Annotated in this window: 21 protein-coding genes and 1 tRNA gene; 6 read left to right on the top strand and 16 right to left on the bottom strand. The window is 66.5% G+C overall.

The window, feature by feature from the left end; all coding sequences use genetic code 11:
• Positions 1 to 2 precede the first annotated feature (2 nt).
• The 8 genes from KO490_RS10405 to pyk form a co-directional block, all read right to left on the bottom strand.
• The gene (locus KO490_RS10405) at positions 3 to 293 is read right to left on the bottom strand and encodes a YrhK family protein (protein WP_216019357.1); all 291 of its coding nucleotides are present in this window, start codon (positions 291 to 293) and stop codon (positions 3 to 5) included.
• Positions 290 to 1,372: a phenylalanine--tRNA ligase subunit alpha gene (gene pheS, locus KO490_RS10400; RefSeq protein WP_216019356.1), complete on the bottom strand. Its 1,083-nt coding sequence runs from the start codon at positions 1,370 to 1,372 to the stop codon at positions 290 to 292. The genes KO490_RS10405 and pheS overlap by 4 nt, the downstream gene beginning before the upstream one ends.
• Before the next feature lie 82 nt (positions 1,373 to 1,454).
• On the bottom strand, positions 1,455 to 2,861 hold the full coding sequence (locus tag KO490_RS10395; RefSeq protein ID WP_216019355.1) for a sodium:alanine symporter family protein: 1,407 nt from the start codon (positions 2,859 to 2,861) through the stop codon (positions 1,455 to 1,457).
• A gap of 74 nt (positions 2,862 to 2,935) precedes the next feature.
• Positions 2,936 to 4,309 carry a cytochrome P450 gene (locus KO490_RS10390; protein WP_216019354.1) on the bottom strand — a complete coding sequence of 458 codons (1,374 nt, stop codon included), beginning with the start codon at positions 4,307 to 4,309 and terminating at the stop codon, positions 2,936 to 2,938.
• Positions 4,310 to 4,441: 132 nt separating this feature from the next.
• Positions 4,442 to 4,801 carry a 50S ribosomal protein L20 gene (gene rplT, locus KO490_RS10385; RefSeq protein ID WP_216019353.1) on the bottom strand — a complete coding sequence of 120 codons (360 nt, stop codon included), beginning with the start codon at positions 4,799 to 4,801 and terminating at the stop codon, positions 4,442 to 4,444.
• Positions 4,802 to 4,815: 14 nt separating this feature from the next.
• Positions 4,816 to 5,016, bottom strand: a complete 201-nt coding sequence (gene rpmI / locus KO490_RS10380) for a 50S ribosomal protein L35 (RefSeq protein ID WP_022708492.1) — start codon at positions 5,014 to 5,016, stop codon at positions 4,816 to 4,818.
• 109 nt (positions 5,017 to 5,125) lie between these two features.
• Complete coding sequence (locus KO490_RS10375; RefSeq protein ID WP_216019352.1) at positions 5,126 to 5,353, bottom strand: hypothetical protein; 228 nt, start codon at positions 5,351 to 5,353, stop codon at positions 5,126 to 5,128.
• Positions 5,350 to 6,795, bottom strand: coding sequence for a pyruvate kinase (gene pyk, locus KO490_RS10370; RefSeq protein ID WP_216019351.1), 1,446 nt, complete (start codon positions 6,793 to 6,795; stop codon positions 5,350 to 5,352). The genes KO490_RS10375 and pyk overlap by 4 nt, the downstream gene beginning before the upstream one ends.
• 114 nt (positions 6,796 to 6,909) lie before the next feature.
• Here pyk and KO490_RS10365 point away from each other — a divergent pair, with 114 nt between their 5' ends.
• On the top strand, positions 6,910 to 7,650 hold the full coding sequence (locus tag KO490_RS10365; protein ID WP_216019350.1) for an N-formylglutamate amidohydrolase: 741 nt from the start codon (positions 6,910 to 6,912) through the stop codon (positions 7,648 to 7,650).
• Between the two features lie 4 nt (positions 7,651 to 7,654).
• On the opposite strand, the gene KO490_RS10360 is transcribed toward KO490_RS10365, so the two are convergent.
• Entirely contained in the window at positions 7,655 to 8,515 is an 861-nt protein-coding gene (locus tag KO490_RS10360) for a D-amino-acid transaminase (RefSeq protein WP_216019349.1), read from the bottom strand.
• Between the two features lie 153 nt (positions 8,516 to 8,668).
• On the opposite strand from KO490_RS10360, the gene KO490_RS10355 reads away from it, so the two are divergent.
• On the top strand, positions 8,669 to 9,628 hold the full coding sequence (locus KO490_RS10355; protein ID WP_216019348.1) for an L-malyl-CoA/beta-methylmalyl-CoA lyase: 960 nt from the start codon (positions 8,669 to 8,671) through the stop codon (positions 9,626 to 9,628).
• Here KO490_RS10355 and KO490_RS10350 read toward each other — a convergent pair.
• Positions 9,615 to 10,499 (bottom strand): TIGR02186 family protein, encoded by an 885-nt coding sequence (locus KO490_RS10350; RefSeq protein ID WP_368500172.1) that lies wholly within the window; start codon positions 10,497 to 10,499, stop codon positions 9,615 to 9,617. The genes KO490_RS10355 and KO490_RS10350 overlap by 14 nt on opposite strands.
• Positions 10,499 to 11,416, bottom strand: coding sequence for a sulfite exporter TauE/SafE family protein (locus KO490_RS10345; RefSeq protein WP_216019347.1), 918 nt, complete (start codon positions 11,414 to 11,416; stop codon positions 10,499 to 10,501). Before KO490_RS10345 ends, KO490_RS10350 begins: the two co-directional genes overlap by 1 nt.
• Before the next feature lie 212 nt (positions 11,417 to 11,628).
• On the opposite strand from KO490_RS10345, the gene surE reads away from it, so the two are divergent.
• Genes surE through KO490_RS10330 form a run of 3 tightly spaced genes read left to right on the top strand, consistent with a single transcriptional unit; the run spans position 11,629 to position 14,242 of the window.
• Positions 11,629 to 12,444 (top strand): 5'/3'-nucleotidase SurE, encoded by an 816-nt coding sequence (gene surE, locus KO490_RS10340; RefSeq protein WP_216019346.1) that lies wholly within the window; start codon positions 11,629 to 11,631, stop codon positions 12,442 to 12,444.
• On the top strand, positions 12,441 to 13,097 hold the full coding sequence (locus KO490_RS10335; protein WP_216019345.1) for a protein-L-isoaspartate(D-aspartate) O-methyltransferase: 657 nt from the start codon (positions 12,441 to 12,443) through the stop codon (positions 13,095 to 13,097). The genes surE and KO490_RS10335 overlap by 4 nt, the downstream gene beginning before the upstream one ends.
• 35 nt (positions 13,098 to 13,132) lie before the next feature.
• Positions 13,133 to 14,242, top strand: a complete 1,110-nt coding sequence (locus KO490_RS10330; RefSeq protein WP_252727127.1) for a LysM peptidoglycan-binding domain-containing protein — start codon at positions 13,133 to 13,135, stop codon at positions 14,240 to 14,242.
• A 3-nt stretch (positions 14,243 to 14,245) separates the two neighbouring features.
• Here KO490_RS10330 and KO490_RS10325 read toward each other — a convergent pair whose 3' ends face one another.
• The 3 genes from KO490_RS10325 to KO490_RS10315 are packed head-to-tail and all read right to left on the bottom strand — an operon-like array spanning position 14,246 to position 16,791.
• The gene (locus KO490_RS10325; protein ID WP_216019344.1) at positions 14,246 to 14,734 is read right to left on the bottom strand and encodes a hypothetical protein; all 489 of its coding nucleotides are present in this window, start codon (positions 14,732 to 14,734) and stop codon (positions 14,246 to 14,248) included.
• Between the two features lie 18 nt (positions 14,735 to 14,752).
• Positions 14,753 to 16,132, bottom strand: a complete 1,380-nt coding sequence (locus KO490_RS10320; protein ID WP_371822298.1) for a TolC family outer membrane protein — start codon at positions 16,130 to 16,132, stop codon at positions 14,753 to 14,755.
• Between the two features lie 5 nt (positions 16,133 to 16,137).
• A complete protein-coding gene (locus tag KO490_RS10315; protein WP_216019342.1) occupies positions 16,138 to 16,791 on the bottom strand; it encodes a protein-L-isoaspartate O-methyltransferase in 654 nt (217 codons plus the stop codon).
• 147 nt (positions 16,792 to 16,938) lie between these two features.
• Between KO490_RS10315 and KO490_RS10310 the strand changes: the two genes are divergently transcribed.
• Positions 16,939 to 17,012: transfer RNA gene (locus KO490_RS10310), tRNA-Cys, on the top strand.
• Positions 17,013 to 17,080: 68 nt separating this feature from the next.
• Here the strand turns inward: KO490_RS10310 and KO490_RS10305 are convergent.
• Both KO490_RS10305 and KO490_RS10300 read right to left on the bottom strand, forming a co-directional pair.
• Positions 17,081 to 18,151 carry a site-specific integrase gene (locus KO490_RS10305; RefSeq protein WP_303463027.1) on the bottom strand — a complete coding sequence of 357 codons (1,071 nt, stop codon included), beginning with the start codon at positions 18,149 to 18,151 and terminating at the stop codon, positions 17,081 to 17,083.
• Positions 18,138 to 18,392 (bottom strand): hypothetical protein, encoded by a 255-nt coding sequence (locus KO490_RS10300; protein WP_216019341.1) that lies wholly within the window; start codon positions 18,390 to 18,392, stop codon positions 18,138 to 18,140. Before KO490_RS10300 ends, KO490_RS10305 begins: the two co-directional genes overlap by 14 nt.
• Positions 18,393 to 18,510 lie beyond the last annotated feature (118 nt).

The raw sequence follows: 18,510 nt of genomic DNA, 5'->3' as shown, positions 1-18,510 counted from the left end.
CGCTACTCGGCGCGGTCCGCCAGCTGATCGGTCTTGCCCATGCGATAGAGCTTCACCTCGCGCCACAGGCGCAGGGTGGGCTTCACGCAGAACAGGACCGATCCGATGGTGAAGAACCAGGTCGCGGGCGTCTGCCATTCTTCGGAAAAGAACATGATCGACCCGATCAGAAAGCAGATCGCCGCGCCGAAATCGACGAAGGTATGGGCCAGCTCGACCTTGGCATAGAGCGTGCGCGAGGCATGGCTTGCCTCGCGACGGTGATGCCTGAACGCGCCGGCCCAGAAGCTCATCTGCTCAGCCCACCCGCGACCGAAGGCATGTCACCCGCGGCAAAGCCGTAATGGCGCAGCCAGCGCAGATCGCTTTCGAAGAAGGCGCGCAGGTCGGGAATGCCGTATTTCAGCATGGCGATCCGGTCGATACCCATACCGAAGGCGAAGCCCTGCCACTGATCGGGGTCGATCCCCGCCGCGCGCAGCACGTTGGGATGGACCATGCCCGAGCCCAGGATCTCCAGCCAGGAATTGCCCTGCCCGATCTTCAGCTGGCCGCCTTCCCAGGAACAGCGGATATCCACCTCGGCCGAGGGTTCGGTGAAGGGGAAGTGGCTGGCGCGGAAGCGCAGCTCCACCTCGTCCACCTCGAAGAAGGCGCGGCAGAATTCCTCCAGCGTCCATTTCAGCTGCGCCATGCTGATGTCGCGACCGATGGCCAGACCCTCGATCTGGTGGAACATCGGCGTATGCGTCTGGTCCATGTCCATGCGATAGACGCGGCCCGGCGCGATGACGCGGATCGGCGCGCCCTGTTCCTGCATCGCGCGGATCTGCACGGGGCTGGTATGGGTGCGCAGCACATGCGGCGGCCGGTCGTCGCCCGGTTCGCGATGCATGAAGAAGGTGTCGTGTTCCTGGCGCGCGGGATGTTCGGGCGCGATGTTCAGCGCGTCGAAATTGTACCAGTCGCTTTCGACCTGCGGACCCTCGGCCACGGCAAAGCCCATATCGGCGAAGATCGCCGTGACCTCTTCGGTCACCTGGCTGATCGGATGGATCGTGCCCTGGCGACGCGGACGTCCGGGCAGCGTGACGTCCAGCCATTCGTCCTTCAGCCGCGCATCCAGCGCCGCATCCTCCAATGCCAGCTTGCGGGCACGCAGGGCGGCGTCGATCTCGTCGCGCAGCTCGTTCAGGGCGCGGCCGGTGGTCTGACGCTCTTCCGGCGTCATCTTGCCTAGCTCGCGCATCTTCAGGCTGATCTCGCCCTTCTTCCCGAGGGCGGCAAGACGCACTTCCTCGATCTGGGCGGGATCGGCGGCACCGGCGATACGGTCGAGCCAGGTCTGGCGAAGGGGGTTCAGATCATCCATCGAGGGCCTCATTCCAGTCGGCCACCGGTTAGCATGGGTGCGCGCGCGGGGAAAGCCTGTCCGCCCCCGCGCGCGCCGTTCTTCAGTTCCAGATGTCGCGCGTCACGCCGGGCGCGATGCCGGGATGCTTCTCGATATGGAACTCGGGTTCCTGCCCGGCCTTGCGCTGACGCAGATAGTCGCGCGTGACATGCACGACCGTCCCCGACAGCAGCACGATGGCGATCAGGTTGATCGTGGCCATCAGGCCCATGCTGGCATCCGCGAAGTTGAACACGGTCGAGACGGCCTGAAGCGCGCCCCAGACGACCATGCCCAGAACGGCGATCCGCAGCACCATGATCCCCGACTTGCCTGCACCCAGGAAGACCAGCGCGTTCTCGGCATAGGAATAGTTGCCGATGATCGAGGTGAAGGCGAAGAAGAAGATCGCGATCGCGACGAAGATGTGGCCGAAGCCGCCGAAATGGTCGGCCAGCGCCGCCTGCGTCAGGTTCACGCCGGTCAGCTCATCCGACGGCATGACATCGGCCAGCAGGATCATCACCGCCGTGGCCGTGCAGACCAGGATGGTGTCGATGAAGACGCCCAGTGCCTGCACGAAACCCTGGCTGGAGGGGTGATGCGGATCGGGCACGGCGACCGCCGCGATGTTCGGGGCCGACCCCATGCCCGCCTCGTTCGAGAAGAGCCCGCGCTTGATGCCGTTCATCATCGCGGCCATCACGCCGCCGGTCACGCCGCCCACGGCCTCTTGCAGGCCGAAGGCCGATTTGACGATGCCGATCAGGATGCCCGGCACCGCACCGATATTCATCACAAGCACGATCACCGCAGCCAGCAGATACAGCCCCGCCATGATCGGGACGACCAGCTGCGCGGTCCGCGCGATCTGGGGAATGCCGCCGAAGATGATCACCCCCGACAGGGCCGCGACCACCAGGCCCACGGCCAGCGTGCTGACGCCGAACGACCCCTCGACCGCCTGCGCGATCGAATTGGCCTGCACCGCGTTGAAGACCAGCCCGAAGGACACGATCAGCGCGACCGAGAACAGCGCCGCCATCCAGTGCTGGCCCAGCCCGCGCGCGATGTAATATGCAGGTCCGCCGCGATACATCCCCTGCCCGTCACGCACCTTGTAGAGCTGCGCCAGAAGGCTTTCGGAATATGCGGTGGCCATGCCGACCAGCGCGACCATCCACATCCAGAAGATCGCCCCCGGCCCGCCAAGGGTCAGCGCAACCGCGACGCCCGCGATATTGCCGGTGCCCACGCGGCTTGCCAGCGACACCGCCAGCGCCTGGAAGGGCGAGATGCCCGCGCGGTCGACTTCGCCCGAGCCCTTCACGCAGCGCCACATCTCGCGGAAATGCAGGAACTGGACGAAGCCCAGACGGATCGTGAAATAGATGCCCACGGCCAGAAGGCCGTAGATCAGGACATAGCCCCAGAAGATATTGTTCAGAAAATCGATGATGACGTCCATGCCGACCCTTCCTGTGCCGAGATTTGCGGCAGTCATTAACAGGGATGCCGGTAATCGCAAGCGCGAGAGGTCCGTCAGTCGCGGGGCTCGGCCGTCAGCCAGACGCCGTTCTCGGGGCGCAGGGTCAGGATCATGCGCGGCCGGGGATCGCGGCCCGGCACGCGGCGGAAACGAAAGCGCGACAACAGCGTGGCCAGGATGATCACCGCTTCCTGCATGGCGAAGCTGGCGCCGATGCAGATGCGCGGCCCCGCGCCGAAGGGCAGAAAGGCATACCGGTCAGGCGTTTGCAGGAACCGGTCGGGATCGAAGCTGTCGGGCCTGTCCCATAGCAGGTGATGGCGGTGCAGCGCGTAGATGGGCAGGATCACCGTATCGCCTGGGCGCACCTCGCGCCCGCAAAGGCTGTCATGCGCCTGCGCCGTGCGCGACAGGAACGCCGCCGGCGGATAGAGCCGCAGCGTCTCGTGGACGATGCGCGTGACGATCGGCAGATGCGCCAGATCTTCGGCGGTGGCGGCGCGTCCCTGCAGCAGGTCGCGCGACTCGGTCGCGGCACGTTCCTGCCAGCCGGGGTCGAAGGCCATCAGATAGAGCGCCCAGGCCAGTGTCAGGGCCGTCGTCTCGTGGCCCGCGACGATGAAGGTCAGCAGGTTGTCACGCAGTTCGTCGGGGTTCATCGCGCGGCCCGTTTCAGGGTCCGCGGCACCCAGCAGCAGGTCCAGAAGATCGGGCACGCCCTGATGCGGTCGCTGCGCGCGGGTGGCGATGGCCCGATCCGCGATGGCCTTCATCCGCTTCAGCCCCTGCCCGGCGAACAGCCGCCCCGGACGCGGCAGCCATGCGGGCAGGCCCATCACGTCCATCAGCGACACCTTGGCCGTCTGCGCGATATAGCTGTCGATCGCCGCATGCACCCCATCGCGGTCGAAGGCCCCTTCCCCGCCCGAGAATGTCACGTCCGAGATCACCTCGAAGGTTGCCGCGACCGTTTCCTCGAAGATGTCCATCGCGCCGGGGGCGGCGGCGATGCGGCGGCACGATGCCTCGGCCGCGGCGGTCATCACGGGGGCCAGCGCCTCGACATTGCGGCTGGAGAAGGCGGGCGCGGCCGCGCGACGCTGCCAGCGCCAATGCGCGCCCTCGGCCACGAACAGGCTGTCGCCGATGGCCGGTTCCAGGATCAGCTTGGTCGTGGTGGATTTCGGATAATCCTCGACCCGCTCCTTGAGGATGCGGCGCAGGCTGGCGGGGTCCATGACCATGTGCCAGCGCAGGCCGGTGGTGCCGGACACGATGGGCTGGCGCGTGGCGATGGCGGGGATCAGTTCCAGCACGTTGCGGCGCGCGGTCATCGCCGTGCCCCACAGCCCCAGGGGCCGCATCGCCAGGGGGACGCGGACGGGTTCGCCCCGGACGGTTCGTGTGCTGCTGGGACCTGCTTCCATGCGCGCAGGCTAGGGTCGCGCGGGGTGCCGGGCAAGCCTGTCGGGCGGGGCATGATGTCGCAAAGGCCCCGAACGGAAGAAGGCCCGCGCATCGCTGCGCGGGCCTTCCCCTGAATTGCGAACCCGATCGGATCAGGCTGCGGCTTTCGCCTTCTCGACGATCGCGCCGAACGCTTCGGGCTCGTTCACGGCCAGATCGGCCAGAACCTTGCGGTCAACCTCGATGCCGGCTTTCGACAGCAGGTTGATGAAGCGCGAATAGGTCATCTCGGCGTCGATCGCACGGACACCTGCGTTGATCCGCTGGATCCACAGCGAGCGGAAGCTGCGCTTGCGGTTCTTGCGGTCGCGGGTGGCGTACTGGTTCGCCTTGTCGACGGCCTGCGTGGCGGTGCGGAAGTTGCGCGAACGGTTACCGTAGTAACCTTTGGCAGCCTTCAGGACCTTCTTGTGGCGGGCGTGGGTAACCTTGCCGGATTTGACTCGTGCCATGTTTCAGTCCTCGATCAGCGGTTGTAGGGCATGTACTTCTTGACGATGTTGGCATCCGCGTCCGACAGGACGGTGGTGCCGCGCGCATCGCGAATGAACTTCGTCGTGCGCTTGATCATGCCGTGGCGCTTGCCGGCCTGGCCGGATTTCACCTTGCCCGAGGCCGTGAACGAGAACCGCTTCTTGGCGGCCGACTTGGTCTTCATCTTCGGCATTTTCATCTCCTTCATCAGAGTGAACGTGCGACTCGGCAATGCCATATCGGCCGGACGCACGGGATCGGAAGCGCGCCGTATAAGCGCGTGCCGGGGTTTTGGCAAGTGGTCAGTCGGCCTTTTGCGGCAGAACCGAACCGAAGGCGGTGGCCACGTCAGAAGGGCTGAACGGACCGGGCTGCAACTGCGCGCCCGCGAACAGCGCAAGGATGCCCGCGACCAGCGCCAGGACGGCCAGGCGCGGCGGCTGCAGCCGCAGCAGCTGGACGACCGCCAGCACGACCGAGGCCACGCAGAGCGCGACCCCGATCACCAGCAGGATGGCGGGCAGGCTCATTCCGGATCCGAGGCGAAGATCAGACGCTCGTCACAGGGGGCGATGCGCAGGATGTTCGTCGAACCGGCCACGTTGAAGGGCACGCCCGCGACGACCACGACCTGGCGCGTCTCATCGGCAAAGCCGTAATCGCGCGCGGCGCGGGTCGCGTTGACCACCGCCTCCTTGAAGCGCGACAGGCGGCCCGTGACGACGCAATGCGTCCCCCAGGTCAGGCACATGCGGCGCAGCACGGTCTCGATGGGCGACATGGCCAGGATCGGCACGCGAGGACGTTCGCGCGCGACCAGGCTGACGGTCTTGCCCGACTGGGTGAACACGCAGATCGAGGCCACATCGGTCGTCTCGGCGATCTCGCGCGCGGCGGTCACGATGGCGTCCGGCACGGTGGACAGGCTTGCGCGACGCGCCGCGTCGATGATCGAGCGATAGTTCGGATCGGCCTCGACCGAACGGGCGACGCTGTCCATGGTGCGCACGGCCTCGATCGGGAAATCGCCGGCGGCGCTTTCGGCCGACAGCATGACCGCATCGGTGCCCTCGTAGATGGCGTTTGCCACGTCGCTGACCTCGGCGCGGGTGGGCATCGGGCTCTCGATCATGGATTCCAGCATCTGGGTGGCCACGATCACCGGCTTGGCGGCGGCGCGGCACTTGCGGACCAGGCGCTTCTGGATCGGCGGCACCGAATGCACGGGCAGCTCGACCCCCAGATCGCCGCGGGCGACCATGATGCCGTCGGATGCCTCGAGGATCTCGTCGAAGGCGCGCACGGCGGCCGGCTTCTCGATCTTGGACAGGACGGCGGCGCGACCGCGGGCAAGCGCCTTGGCCTCCTCGACATCCTCGGCGCGCTGCACGAAGGACAGGGCCAGCCAGTCGGCGCCCAGTTCGCAGGCGAATTCCAGATCGGCGCGGTCCTTGTCCGACAGCGCGGCCAGCGGCAGCACCACGTCGGGCACGTTCACGCCCTTGCGGTCGCTGATCGCGCCGCCGACGGTGACGGTGCAATTGGCGAAATCGGCGCCGCATTCGTCCACGCGCAGGCGGATCTTGCCGTCATTGACCAGCAGCTCGCTGCCCTCGATCAGGGCGGCGAAGATCTCGGGGTGGGGCAGCTGCACGCGCTGGCCGTTGCCCGGTGCGTCGTCCAGGTCGAAGCGGAAGCTGTCGCCCGGCGTCAGGTCGTGCGGGCCGTCCGCGAACTTGCCCACGCGCAGCTTCGGACCCTGAAGGTCGGCCAGCACGGCGATGGGGCGACCGGCCTCGGCCTCGATCTGGCGAATGATGTCGTAACGCTCGCGGTGATCCTCGTGGCTGCCATGGCTCATGTTCAGGCGGAACACGTCCGCGCCCGCCTCGAACAGGGCCGAGATCATTTCCTTGGTCGAGGACGCCGGCCCGAGGGTAGCCACGATCTTCACGTTGCGATGTCTTCTCATATCCCGTCCCTTCTCGAATTTAGCGCTATCTATGCCGCAATCATTGCGTGTCGGCAACTGGCGTATGGCGGCGCGACGTCGTAGACAACCTGCATCATGATGGATGACCAAGGCATGACGGACACCCCCTATCACGTCGAGGGCGCGGACCGCCCCTCGCGCTGGCTGATCACCTGCGACCACGCCACGAACCGCGTTCCCGGCTGGGTCGGCGGCGGCGATCTGGGCATCGCGCGGGACGACATGGACCGCCATATCGCCTTCGACGTGGGGGCAGCGGGCCTGACGCGCCAGCTTGCGCGGATCATGGACGCGCCCGCGATCCTCTCGGATTTTTCACGGCTCGTGATCGATCCGAACCGGGGCGAGGACGATCCGACCCTGCTGATGCGGCTCTATGACGGGACGGTGATTCCCGCCAATCGCCACGCCGACGCGGCCGAGCGCGAAAGGCGGCTGCAGCTGCTGCACCGCCCCTATCACGATGCGCTGAGCTGCCTTGCCGACAGGCATCCGGCGCGCTGCATCTGCGCGGTCCACAGCTTCACCCCGCAGTTGCGCGGCCGTCCGCCCCGGCCCTGGCAGGTCGGCATCCTCTACAGCCACCGCGATGCGCGGCTGGGGCCCGCGATGGTGCAGGCCTGCCGCGACGAAGGCTGGATCACCGGGCAGAACGAACCCTACAGCGGTCATCTGGACGGCGATTCCATCGACCGTCATGCGCTGGAACAGGGTCGTCCGAACCTGCTGATCGAGCTCCGCAACGATCTGATCGCCACCCCGGAGGGGCAGGTGGAATGGGCCCGCCGCCTTGCGCCCGTCATCGAACGGGTGCTGGCAGACAGCGGGCTCTAGGGGCTCAGACGCCCAGTTTGCGGCTTTCCTCGAGATAGATCTCGCGCAGGCGGGCCGCCACGGGACCGGGCGTGCCCGAACCGATCTTCGCGCCGTCGATCTCGACCACGGGCATGACGAAGGCCGAAGCCGAGGTCACGAAGGCCTCGTCGGCCTCCTGCGCCTCCTCGATGGTGAAGCTGCGTTCCTCGACCTTCATCTGCGCCTCGGCGGCAAAGCGCAGCACCGCGGCCCGCGTGATGCCATGCAGGATGTCGTGGCTCAGTTCACGGGTGACGATGGTGCCGCCCTTCACGATATAGGCGTTGTTCGAGGTGCCTTCGGTGACGCGGCCATCCTCGACCAGCCACGCATCGTCCACGCCGCGCGCCTTGGCCTCCATCTTGGCCATCGAGGGATAGAGCAGCTGCACGGTCTTGATGTCGCGGCGGCCCCAACGCAGATCCTCGACGCTGACGATGCGCCAGCCGGTCTTGGCGGCGGGGCTGTCGGCCAGGCCCGGCTTCGACTGGGTGAACATCACCACCGTCGGCGTCACCTCGGCCGAGGGATAGGCGAAATCGCGGTCGCCCGGATTGCCGCGCGTCACCTGCAGATAGACGAGGCCGTCCTCGATCCCGTTCTTCTTCAGCAGGGCGCGATGGGCCTCCAGATACGCGTCGTCGCTCAGCGGATTGGCGATCTGCAGTTCCGACAGCGACCGCTTCAGCCGCACCATGTGGCCGTCGAAATCGATCAGCTTGCCGCCCAGCACGCTGACCACCTCGTAGACGCCGTCGGCCATCAGGAAGCCGCGATCGAAGACGGACACGCTGGCCTCGCCCTCGGGCAGATAGGTTCCGTTCACATAAACAATGCGCGACATCGCGTGCCTCCTTGCCATCCGCGTTCGCGCGCGGTCCTGCGCCCAAAGATGCGGCAGGTCAAGCATGCTGCGGTGCAGGAAAACGCTTGATGCATCCGCAGCGCAACATTATTGCTTAGGAAGCCATGCAAACTTTATGAACTGGACCCAGTGATGAGCTTTCGCCTGCAGCCCGCACCCCCGGCCCGCCTGAACCGCTGCCAGCTTTTCGGCCCCGGTTCCCGCACCGCCCTGTTCGAGAAGATGGCCCGGTCCGAGGCCGACGTGATCAATCTCGACCTCGAGGATTCGGTCGCGCCCGACGACAAGGCGCAGGCCCGCGCGAATATCGTGCAGGCGATCGGGGACGTGGATTGGGGCGACAAGACGCTGTCGGTGCGCATCAACGGGCTGGACACCCCCTATTGGTATCGCGACGTGGTCGATCTGCTGGAACAGGCGGGCGACCGGATCGACCAGATCATGATCCCCAAGGTCGGAAACGCATCCGACATCTATGCCGTGGATGCGCTGGTCACGGCGGTCGAACGTGCCAAGGGGCGCCAGAAGCCCATCGATTTCGAGGTGATCATCGAAAGCGCCGCCGGCATCTGCCATGTCGAGGAGATCGCGGCGGCCTCGCCCCGGATGCGGGCGATCAGCCTGGGCGCGGCCGATTTCGCGGCCTCGATGGGCATGGCCACCACCGGCATCGGCGGCACGCAGGAAGATTACTACATGATCCGCGAAGGCCAGAAATACTGGCCCGATCCCTGGCACTGGGTGCAGGCCAAGATCGTGGCCGCCTGCCGCACGCACGGGCTGCTGCCGGTGGACGGCCCATTCGGTGATTTCAGCGACCCCGACGGCTATGTCGCGCAGGCACGGCGATCCGCGACGCTTGGCATGGTCGGCAAATGGGCCATCCATCCCAGCCAGATCGCCCTTGCGAACGAGGTGTTTTCCCCCAGCGACGCCGCCGTCACCGAGGCGCGCGAGATCCTGTCCGCGATGGAGGAGGCCAAGGCCAGCGGCGCGGGGGCCACGGTCTACAAGGGGCGACTGGTCGATATCGCATCGATCAAGCAGGCCGAGGTGATCGTGCGCCAGGCCGAACTGATCAGCTGCGCCTGAGCCTGCGGAACGCGGCGGATGCCCCCCAGCCCGCCGCGACCGCGACCGCCAGCGACATCAACCCGTAGAGAAGCGGCTGCTCGAAGGCGAGGTTGTAGAGCCAGCGTTCCACCCCGACCTTCCGCACCTCGATCCCGGCACGATAGACGTCGATGACCCGCCCGTCGCGCAGCAGGAAGATGCGGGTCTTGTAATCGCCCTCGATCAGGTTGGCGGGCAGGCGGATATCGGTGCGGAACAGCGTGTCCTCGACCAGGGTGACGCTGGATTCCTGCAGGCGGTAATGGCCGTTCTGACGGCGCAGGCGGATCATCGCCTCGGTGAAGGGGCGGGTATCGACCACGTCCGGCGTGCCCGCGAAGGCCCGCAGCGCCTGCGGCAGGGAAATGCGGAAGCGGCTGTCCCAGGCGGGGTCGAGGATCTCGTCCAGGGGCCCCGAGGTCGCCACCGCATAGAAGCTGGGGGCCGCGCCGATGCGCACGCTCTCGGTATTGACCCAGATCCCGAAGCGGCGCTGCTTTTGCCAGATCGTAGCGGGTTGGGACGGGGCCTCGATGGTGACGATCACGTCCAGATCGCCTTCGGGCATGGGCTCCTCGCGCTTGACGGCGCCATAGATCAGGATCTCGGACCCGTCGAAGCTGGTGGTGATCGACACGGATGCGTTGGACAGGCCCGCCACGACCTGCTCGCCCATGGCGCGTTCCTCGGCCTCGATCGGGCTGCGGGGTTGGCCCGGATCGGGAAACAGCGGCCAGCCCATCTCGTCGGTGGGCAGGATGCCCCCGGTTTCGGGAACGGTGGAGCCGGCCCCCTGCCCCAGCGCCGGCCCGCCCGCCAGGATCGCAAGCGCGACGATCAGCGCGCGCATCACCCCGCCCCCGTCGCGATCGAGAACAGATCGTCCGGCGTCAGGAACAGGTCCAGCGCCAGCTTGCCGCAGACCGCCAGCACCAGCAGCGCCAGCAGGATGCGCAGCTGTTCGGCCCGCAGCCTGGCCCCCAGCGTTGTGCCGATCTGTGCGCCGATCACGCCGCCCACGATCAGCAACACCGCCAGCATCACGTCGACCGTGTTGTAGTTCACCGCATGCATCAGCGTGGTGAAGGCCGTCACGAAGGTGATCTGGAACAGCGAGGTTCCCACCACGACCTTGGTCGGCATCCCCAGAAGATAGATCATCGCGGGCACCATGATGAAGCCGCCGCCCACCCCCATGATCGCGGCCAGGACGCCCACGGCCACGCCCACCAGCAGGGGCGGGATGACGCTGATATACAGCCCCGAGGTCCGGAACTTGACCTTGAAGGGCCAGCGATGGATCCAGCTGTGCTGATGCGACCTTCGCCTGCCCCCCGTCGCATTGCGCGACCGCGACAGGGCGCGGACGCTTTCCTGCAGCATCATGCCGCCGATCAGGCCGAGGAACACGACATAGCAGAGCTGGACGACCAGCTCGACCTGGCCGATGCGCTGCAGGATGGTGAAGACCAGCACCCCCAGCCCCGACCCGACAAGGCCGCCCACAAGCAGCACGCCCCCCATGCGGAAATCGACCGTCTTGCGCTTCATATGCGCCAGAACGCCGGAGACAGAGGATGCCACCACCTGGTTCGACCCCGTGGCCACCGCGATGGCCGGGGGAATGCCGATGAAGAACAAAAGCGGCGTGATGAGGAAGCCCCCGCCCACGCCGAAAAGGCCGCTCATGACGCCGACCAGCCCGCCAAGCCCCGTCAGCGTGAAGGCGTTGACCGAGACCTCGGCAATGGGAAGGTAGATCTGCATCCGCGCGGCCCGTCCTTTTCACCGCTCAGGATGACGCGGGGACGCGGCATCGTCAAACCGCTTTCGCATTCCCGCCCCCACGGTCGCCCGCATTAACCATGATCGCCACGCGGCTACGGGTTGAAGCGCAATGCCCGCGCGGCTAATCGTTACGGATCACGATCGCGCGGCGGCGGATTGGCCCCCGACGCATATCTTTCCCGGGGGACCCGATGCGCATTCTCATCACCAATGACGACGGCATCAACGCACCCGGATTGCAGGTGCTGGAACAGATCGCCACCCAGCTTGCGGGCCCGGAGGGCGAGGTCTGGACCGTCGCCCCCGCCTTCGAGCAGTCGGGCGTCGCCCATTGCATCAGCTACAGCCACCCCACCATGATCGCGGAACTGGCGCCCCGACGCTTCGCGGCCGAAGGCAGCCCCGCCGATTGCGTGCTGGCGGCGCTTGGCGACATCATGAAGGACGATCTGCCCGACCTGGTCCTGTCGGGCGTGAACCGCGGCAACAATTCGGGCGAGAACGCGATGTATTCGGGCACCATCGGCGGCGCGATGGAGGCGGCGCTGCAGGGCATGCCCGCAATCGCCCTGTCGCAATACATGGGCCCCGAGACCGCCGTGCTGGACGATCCGTTCGAGGGCGCACGCCTGACCGGCGCCTCCGTCATCCGCCAGATCCTCGATCACGGCGACTGGACGTCGGATGCGGATTTCAGGCTGTTCTACAATATCAACTTCCCCCCTGTTCAGGCATCCGACATCCGCGGGTTGCGGGTGGTCCCGCAGGGCCGCCGCCGCGGGTCGCGCTTTGGCGTCGAACCCTATGTCGCGCCGAACGGGCGGCGCTTCATGTGGGTGCGTGGTGGGTCGCAGCAGGTTCCCGCGACCGAAGGCAGCGACGTGGCGGTCAACATGGACGGCTTCGTCTCGGTCACGCCGATGCGCGCGGACCTGACCTGCCATGCCTCGCTGGACGGGCTGTCGCGGGCGCTGGATGCCACGCCCTTGAAACGGACCGCCGGATGAGCGGCCCGCTGCCCGAGGACGAGGCCGAGCGCAAGATGCGCTTCCTCTTCCAGCTGCGGTCGCGCGGGGTGACCGATCCGCGCGTCCTGGCCGCGATGGAACGGATCGACCGCGGCCTGTTCGTCAAGGGACAGTTCGCGGATCGCGCCTACGAGGACACTCCCCTGCCCATCCCCTGCGGCCAGACGATCAGCCAGCCATCCGTGGTGGGGCTGATGACGCAGGCGCTGGCGGTCGGGCCGCGCGACACCGTGCTGGAAATCGGGACAGGGTCGGGATACCAGGCGGCGGTCCTGTCGGGGCTGTGCCGCCGCATCTACACGGTGGATCGTCATCGCCGCCTCGTGCAAGAGGCCGAGGCCGTGTTCGCGGAACTGGGGCTGCACAACATCGTGGCGCAGATGGCGGACGGATCGCGCGGCCTGCCCGATCAGGCCCCCTTCGACCGCATCCTCGTGACCGCCGCCGCCGAGGATCCGCCCGGTCCGCTGTTGGCGCAGCTGAAGATCGGGGGTATCATGGTGGTGCCTGTCGGACAGTCGGACGCGGTGCAGACGCTGATCCGCGTCAGCCGGACGGAAACCGGCTTCGATTACGACGAATTGCGGCAGGTGCGGTTCGTGCCGCTGGTCGAGGGGTTGGGCCAGACATGACCCCCGGCAGGCATGCAGGCAAAGGGGCAAGAACGATGGGCATACCAAGATCCCGGACCGGCGCGGCGCTTCTGGCGCTGATGGCCGTGGGTGCATGCGCGAATGGCAGCTTCGACCCCGATCTGCGGGGCATCATCGGGGCCGGCGGGCTGGATACCAGAGGCGCGGCCGCACAGGCCGCCGCACGTCCCGCACCCGACAGCCGTGGCGTCATCACCTTCCAGAACGGACAGGTCGCGCTGGCCAATGGCGGCGACACGCCCGCAACGGTCGCAGCACGGCTGGGCATAGATGCCGCGCGTCTGGCGGCCCATAACGCCCTGCCCGTCGATGCCCCCCTGAATGCCGGGGCCGTGCTGGTCCTGCCGCAGGCCGTGGCCACGGCACAGGCCGCCGCACCAGGCACCGCCCCAGGCACTGCCACCGTGACCGACCCCTTCGCGGGCCAGGCGGGCAATGCCACCCGCGCGACCGACACCGCACCCCGCAACCACGTGGTTGCCAAGGGCGAGACGGCTTGGTCGATCGCGCGCAAATACGACATCTCGGTCCAGGATCTGGCGTCCTGGAACGGGCTGCCCGCGAACATGGCCCTGCATCCGGGACAGCGCCTGATCATTCCCAAACCCGGCCAGAACGCCCCTGCCAGCGGCAACACCCGCCCGGGCGAGGGCACGCCGACGCCGGTCCCGCCATCGGCCGCGGCCCCCCTGCCCGACGAGGAGACGGCCCCCGCATCCGAACCGCCCCCCGAAGCGCCCCGGACGGATCTGGGCGCGACGCGCACCGCCGCCTCGGGCAGCGGCCGCTTCGCCATGCCGGTCGCCGGCTCGATCATCCGCGATTACGAGAAGGGCAAGAACGACGGCATCGACATCGCGGCCCCGGTGGGCACGGCGGTGAATGCGGCGGGCAACGGCACCGTGGCCGCGATCACCCGCGACACCGAGGGCACGCCCATCGTCGTGGTCCGTCACGACGGCGATCTGATGACCGTCTATGCGGGCCTCGACGATGTCAGCGTGGCCAAGGGCGACAGCGTGCAGGCGGGCCAGGGGATCGGCAAGGCGGGCAGTGGCGGCTCGGTCCATTTCGAGGTCCGCAACGGCTTCGACAGCCGCGACCCCACCGATTACCTGAACTGACGCTCAGCCGATCAGGGCGCGTTCCTCGGCCACCGCGATCTCGCGCCGGACAAGGGCGCGCAGATTGGCCGAGAACCGCTGGCCCATCTCTCCCTCCAGCTCCTCGCGGACCAGTTCGGTCAGCTGCGTGGCCAGCGCAGGGTCCGTCAGCACGGCCATGACGACCGGTTCGACCTGCGGCGCCTCGGCGGGCATCTGGATCACGATGGGCGCAGGCGGGGCCGCGGGTTCAGGCACATCCTGCACAGGGGGGCGCATCCGCATGGCGATCCGGTCGCGCCAGGCACGGATCGGGCCGGGGCGCACCATCCGGGGCGCGGGCTTGTGCGGCAGCGGTTCGTGCGGCAGCGGTTCGGGCAGCTCACCGCTGTCCAGCATGTCGCGAATCGATCGGATCGTTGTGCCGATTTGGCTGCGGATCGCCTGCGCGTCCCCTGCCGATACGGCGGCGGCGTCGCTGAACGCCTGCGGGTGGCGGACGGGCCCGCTCATTGCGGTCCCGCCTGTCTGTCAGTCGCGCCCGATGGCGCGCAGGACGCGGTCCAGACGCTCGCCCTGCTTGCTGGTGAAGGGCGCGTCGCGCACGGCGTTGTAGTATTGCGATGGGTCATAGGTCGGAACCCCCAGTTTCAGGTTTTCTACCGTCAACAAACCCATAGCGCCCATAAGTTGATAATGCGCTAATTGCAGATTGGACTCGGCCGAGATCCGGTCGGCCCGCGCCTCGAGAAGCGATTGTTCCGCATCCAGCACGTCCAGCGTGGTGCGCGCACCCAGAAGCGCCTCTTCGCGCACACCGTCATAGGCCTGCTGCGCGGCGCGGATCTGCTGCTCGATCGCCCCGATCTGCGCGCGTGCCACGTCGATATTGGCCCAGGCCTCGCCCACGGTCTGGCTGATCTGGCGGGCCCCGTTCAGCAGGGCGGCACGGGCCTCGTCGCGCTGCGCCATGGCCTTGCGATGCGCCGCCGACAGCGCACCGCCGGAATAGATCGTCTGGCTGAGCGTCAGCCCGAACCCCGAACTGTTGGAGCTGACCTGCCGACCCGGCGTCAGTGTGCTGGCAGGCGCGCGCGTCACGCCGACATTGGCCGTGCCCGTCAGTTCCGGATTGCGTTCGGCGGCGGCGGCCGCGACCCCCAGTTCGGCCGCGGCGGCGGTGCGTTGCGCCTGCAGGATCGAGGGATGGGTGCGCTGCGCGATGCCGCGGGCCTGGTTCAGGTCCGCCGGCAGGTTCGGCAGCGCGGGCGGTGCCGACAGGTTCTGCGGCATGGCGCCGGTGACCAGCATGTAGGCCTCTCGGGCGATCTCCAGATCACCCTGGGCGGATGCCAGCGTGGCACGCGTCGCGGCCAGCTGCGCATCGGCCAGTGCCACGTCCGTGACGGTGATCTCGCCCACGTCGAAGCGATCCTGCGCGGCCTGCCGTTCGCGGGTCAGAACCTCGACCGAGTTCTGCTGCAGCGCGACCTGCTGCAAGGCCTCGCGCACGCCGAAATAGGCGCTTGCCGCATCGAACAGCACCTGCTGCTCGACCGAGACCAGCGCCTGGCGCGTCGCCAGCACCTGCTCCTTGGCCGCGTCGATGGCCAGCTGCGAACGCCCGAAATCATAGAGCGTCATCGAGAAGTTCAGATCGAGCGAGGTCTGGTGCGTCGTCGTGATCCCTTCGGTCCGAAGGGCCCCGTATTCGGCCACCCATTGCACGACCGGGCGCAGCGCCGAAACGGCATCCGCGACATCTTCGTCGGCGGCGCGCAGGACGGCGCGGTTCTGGTCCAGCAGGGCCGAATGGCGATAGGCGGCGACCATGGTGTCGGCCAGGCTCTCGGCCCGCGCGGGCACGGTCGCGACCAGCGTCAGGATGGCAGCCGCGGCGATGCGCTTCATTCCCATCACAGCGAGAACCCCCGTTCCCGAACGAATCCCGGCAGCAGCGGGGCATTCGCGTTGAAAAGATATCGCCAGCTGACATGACCGTTGCGCATCAGGCCCATGCGGACCACGCCCAGCGACCCTTCGCGGAACAGCGCGACGATGCGCCCGCCCTCGTTCAGCTGATCGAGAATGCCCGCCGGGATCTCCTCGACCGCGCCTTCGATCAGGATGGCGTCGAACGGCCCCTGCTTGGGGGCGCCTTCGGTCAGGGCGGCCTGCAGGACGGCGACGTTGAAGATCCCGGCCTCGGTCAGGCAGCGTTCGGCCTCGGATGCCAGTTCCTCGCTGTCCTCGATCGCGACGACCGCCTCGGCCATGCGGGCGATCAGCGCGGCGGTATAGCCCAGCCCGCAGCCCAGATCGAGCACCATGTCGTCGGGCTGCACGTCCAGCGCATCCAGCATCTTGCCCACGGTGCGCGGCTCCAGCATCACCCGATCCTCGGAGATGCGCATGTTCTCGCCCAGATAGGCGATGCCGCGCTTGGAGGCCGGCACGAAATCCTCGCGCGGGACGATCAGCATCGCGTCCAGCACCGGAAAGCTGAAGACATCGTTTGGGCGGACCTGCGTATCAACCATCATCGTGCGGCGCGTGGCGAAATCGGTCATCCTTGGGGAACCTCTGCTCGGGCTTACATCATCGCTTATTGCCATGTTTGGGGTGACTGGGCAACGTCGCACATGGACCCGCCCGCCGCACGATCACGTCTTGCGCGTCCTGCGGCGATGGGTTATCTGGCTGCCACTCTCGACGGCGGTGGGTTGGCGGAGAGGTTACGCACCGGATTGCAAATCCGTGAAGACCGGTTCGATTCCGGTACCCACCTCCATTTATCTTCAAGCACTTGCGTCACCCCTTTCAGTGTAGCGGCCCTGCCGTTTACATATGCGTTTACATTCATCGCAAATTTTCTTGCTGTTTGGCTCGCTCAAGCTTCCCGCTTACCTCGTCACTTTCGTCTGGACTAACGCGAGCGTAAATTTCGATGACTTGCGATGCATAGCGGACAGACCACCCCATCAAGGTTGCAATCTGGCGTAGGGAGAGGTCCGCATTGAGCAAGCGAGTAGCCGCTGTGCCCCGTGTGTCGGCTAACGTTTTCTCGCGGCCATCTTCCCAAGGTGGTATCTTGGCTTCGCGCCGCCACTTAGTGATCTGGTTGGAGGCCCAGCGAGCAGATAGTTGATGGCCAAGCTGGCTGACAAGAAGTGTCTCTTGGCCTGCTGGCGTCGCTTCGACCAGCTCCGCCAAGCCAGTAGTCACGGGTATATAAGCAACCCAGCCACGCTTGCCTGTCTTGAAGCGCAGGCGTTTCCCAGACCTGGTATCTTCGAAGTGATCAATCCGAACCTCCACTAGGTCTGACACTCGCAGTCCGGTCTCACAGCCCAACAACAGGATGCGCTGCACCCAACTCGGCGCCACCTTCTTGAATGCCGCAATGTCTGCCGGGGTCCATACAATCTCGCTACGATTTGAGGAGTAGAGCTTCTTCAGACGATTACAGTGGTGCTCCTTGATCCGTCCTTCACTGACAGCCCAGTTTAGGAGTTTGACGGCGTGAGTTCCCGCCATGTCATACTGCTTCGGTGAATGTATCCAACGCTTCCGCCAAGCGTTAAACTCCGCCCGAGACGCAGGTTCTTCGAACATTGCGACCGGATCCTCACCAAACTCGACCTGGAAACGCTTCACCCAGAGCTCGACATCTTCCCGCGAGCGAGCCTTTGGAGGCATCGCGTCGCTGCTCAGGAACTCGTCAACAAGCTGCGCCACCAAATGCGCATGCTGCTTTGGCTTTGAAGTGCTCGCAGCAAAGGCTTGGAAAAAGTCAGGCACGCGAGGAGTGCGCGCCATGTCCTCCCAGAACTTCGGGCCGCCGCGCCAAGCATAGAAATGATACTTATAGCCTGCTGAGACTTTGCGCCGAACTCGATGCATCCCTTTCGGCAAGTCACTGCTGCGCACGGCGTAACCTCCGCTGAGCCACCAGCCCAGTCTCTTTGCGCTCACCTTCTGCGGGGTGGGGCGGGATGTGCTGGGCCTTGTCCAGCTGGAATCGAACGTGAACGGGGTCGAAGTAGTGTGGCTTGCGGCGGATCGGCTGGATACCGACGCGTGCGCAGAAATTCCGGAAAGGTCCGCTGGAGTTCGCGAATCCTAGACGCGTCGCAAGTTCATGGGCGGACATCAGTTCAATCATCAGCATCACCTAGGCTCCTGCGATCGAGGGGAGCCACGGTATTCCGCTCAAGAAACTCGTCTATCGCTTCTGGCGGGATCAGATTCCTCCGGCAGACCCGAACATACTGAACCGCTCCGGGTTT

The sequence above is a fragment of the Paracoccus sp. C2R09 genome, from assembly GCF_018860625.1.
Classification (GTDB): domain Bacteria; phylum Pseudomonadota; class Alphaproteobacteria; order Rhodobacterales; family Rhodobacteraceae; genus Paracoccus.
Note: the sequence above shows the minus strand (reverse complement) of the source record. Positions and strands in the feature narration are given on the sequence as shown.

Excerpts from the sequence above, each read along its gene's own strand:
- KO490_RS10405 (WP_216019357.1), bottom strand. The coding sequence starts at position 293 with ATGAGCTTCTGGGCCGGCGCGTTCAGGCATCACCGTCGCGAGGCAAGC.
- pheS (WP_216019356.1), bottom strand. The coding sequence starts at position 1,372 with ATGGATGATCTGAACCCCCTTCGCCAGACCTGGCTCGACCGTATCGCC.
- KO490_RS10395 (WP_216019355.1), bottom strand. The coding sequence starts at position 2,861 with ATGGACGTCATCATCGATTTTCTGAACAATATCTTCTGGGGCTATGTC.
- KO490_RS10390 (WP_216019354.1), bottom strand. The coding sequence starts at position 4,309 with ATGGAAGCAGGTCCCAGCAGCACACGAACCGTCCGGGGCGAACCCGTC.
- rplT (WP_216019353.1), bottom strand. The coding sequence starts at position 4,801 with ATGGCACGAGTCAAATCCGGCAAGGTTACCCACGCCCGCCACAAGAAG.
- rpmI (WP_022708492.1), bottom strand. The coding sequence starts at position 5,016 with ATGCCGAAGATGAAGACCAAGTCGGCCGCCAAGAAGCGGTTCTCGTTC.
- KO490_RS10375 (WP_216019352.1), bottom strand. The coding sequence starts at position 5,353 with ATGAGCCTGCCCGCCATCCTGCTGGTGATCGGGGTCGCGCTCTGCGTG.
- pyk (WP_216019351.1), bottom strand. The coding sequence starts at position 6,795 with ATGAGAAGACATCGCAACGTGAAGATCGTGGCTACCCTCGGGCCGGCG.
- KO490_RS10365 (WP_216019350.1), top strand. The coding sequence starts at position 6,910 with ATGACGGACACCCCCTATCACGTCGAGGGCGCGGACCGCCCCTCGCGC.
- KO490_RS10360 (WP_216019349.1), bottom strand. The coding sequence starts at position 8,515 with ATGTCGCGCATTGTTTATGTGAACGGAACCTATCTGCCCGAGGGCGAG.
- KO490_RS10355 (WP_216019348.1), top strand. The coding sequence starts at position 8,669 with ATGAGCTTTCGCCTGCAGCCCGCACCCCCGGCCCGCCTGAACCGCTGC.
- KO490_RS10350 (WP_368500172.1), bottom strand. The coding sequence starts at position 10,499 with ATGCGCGCGCTGATCGTCGCGCTTGCGATCCTGGCGGGCGGGCCGGCG.
- KO490_RS10345 (WP_216019347.1), bottom strand. The coding sequence starts at position 11,416 with ATGCAGATCTACCTTCCCATTGCCGAGGTCTCGGTCAACGCCTTCACG.
- surE (WP_216019346.1), top strand. The coding sequence starts at position 11,629 with ATGCGCATTCTCATCACCAATGACGACGGCATCAACGCACCCGGATTG.
- KO490_RS10335 (WP_216019345.1), top strand. The coding sequence starts at position 12,441 with ATGAGCGGCCCGCTGCCCGAGGACGAGGCCGAGCGCAAGATGCGCTTC.
- KO490_RS10330 (WP_252727127.1), top strand. The coding sequence starts at position 13,133 with ATGGGCATACCAAGATCCCGGACCGGCGCGGCGCTTCTGGCGCTGATG.
- KO490_RS10325 (WP_216019344.1), bottom strand. The coding sequence starts at position 14,734 with ATGAGCGGGCCCGTCCGCCACCCGCAGGCGTTCAGCGACGCCGCCGCC.
- KO490_RS10320 (WP_371822298.1), bottom strand. The coding sequence starts at position 16,132 with ATGAAGCGCATCGCCGCGGCTGCCATCCTGACGCTGGTCGCGACCGTG.
- KO490_RS10315 (WP_216019342.1), bottom strand. The coding sequence starts at position 16,791 with ATGACCGATTTCGCCACGCGCCGCACGATGATGGTTGATACGCAGGTC.
- KO490_RS10300 (WP_216019341.1), bottom strand. The coding sequence starts at position 18,392 with ATGCTGATGATTGAACTGATGTCCGCCCATGAACTTGCGACGCGTCTA.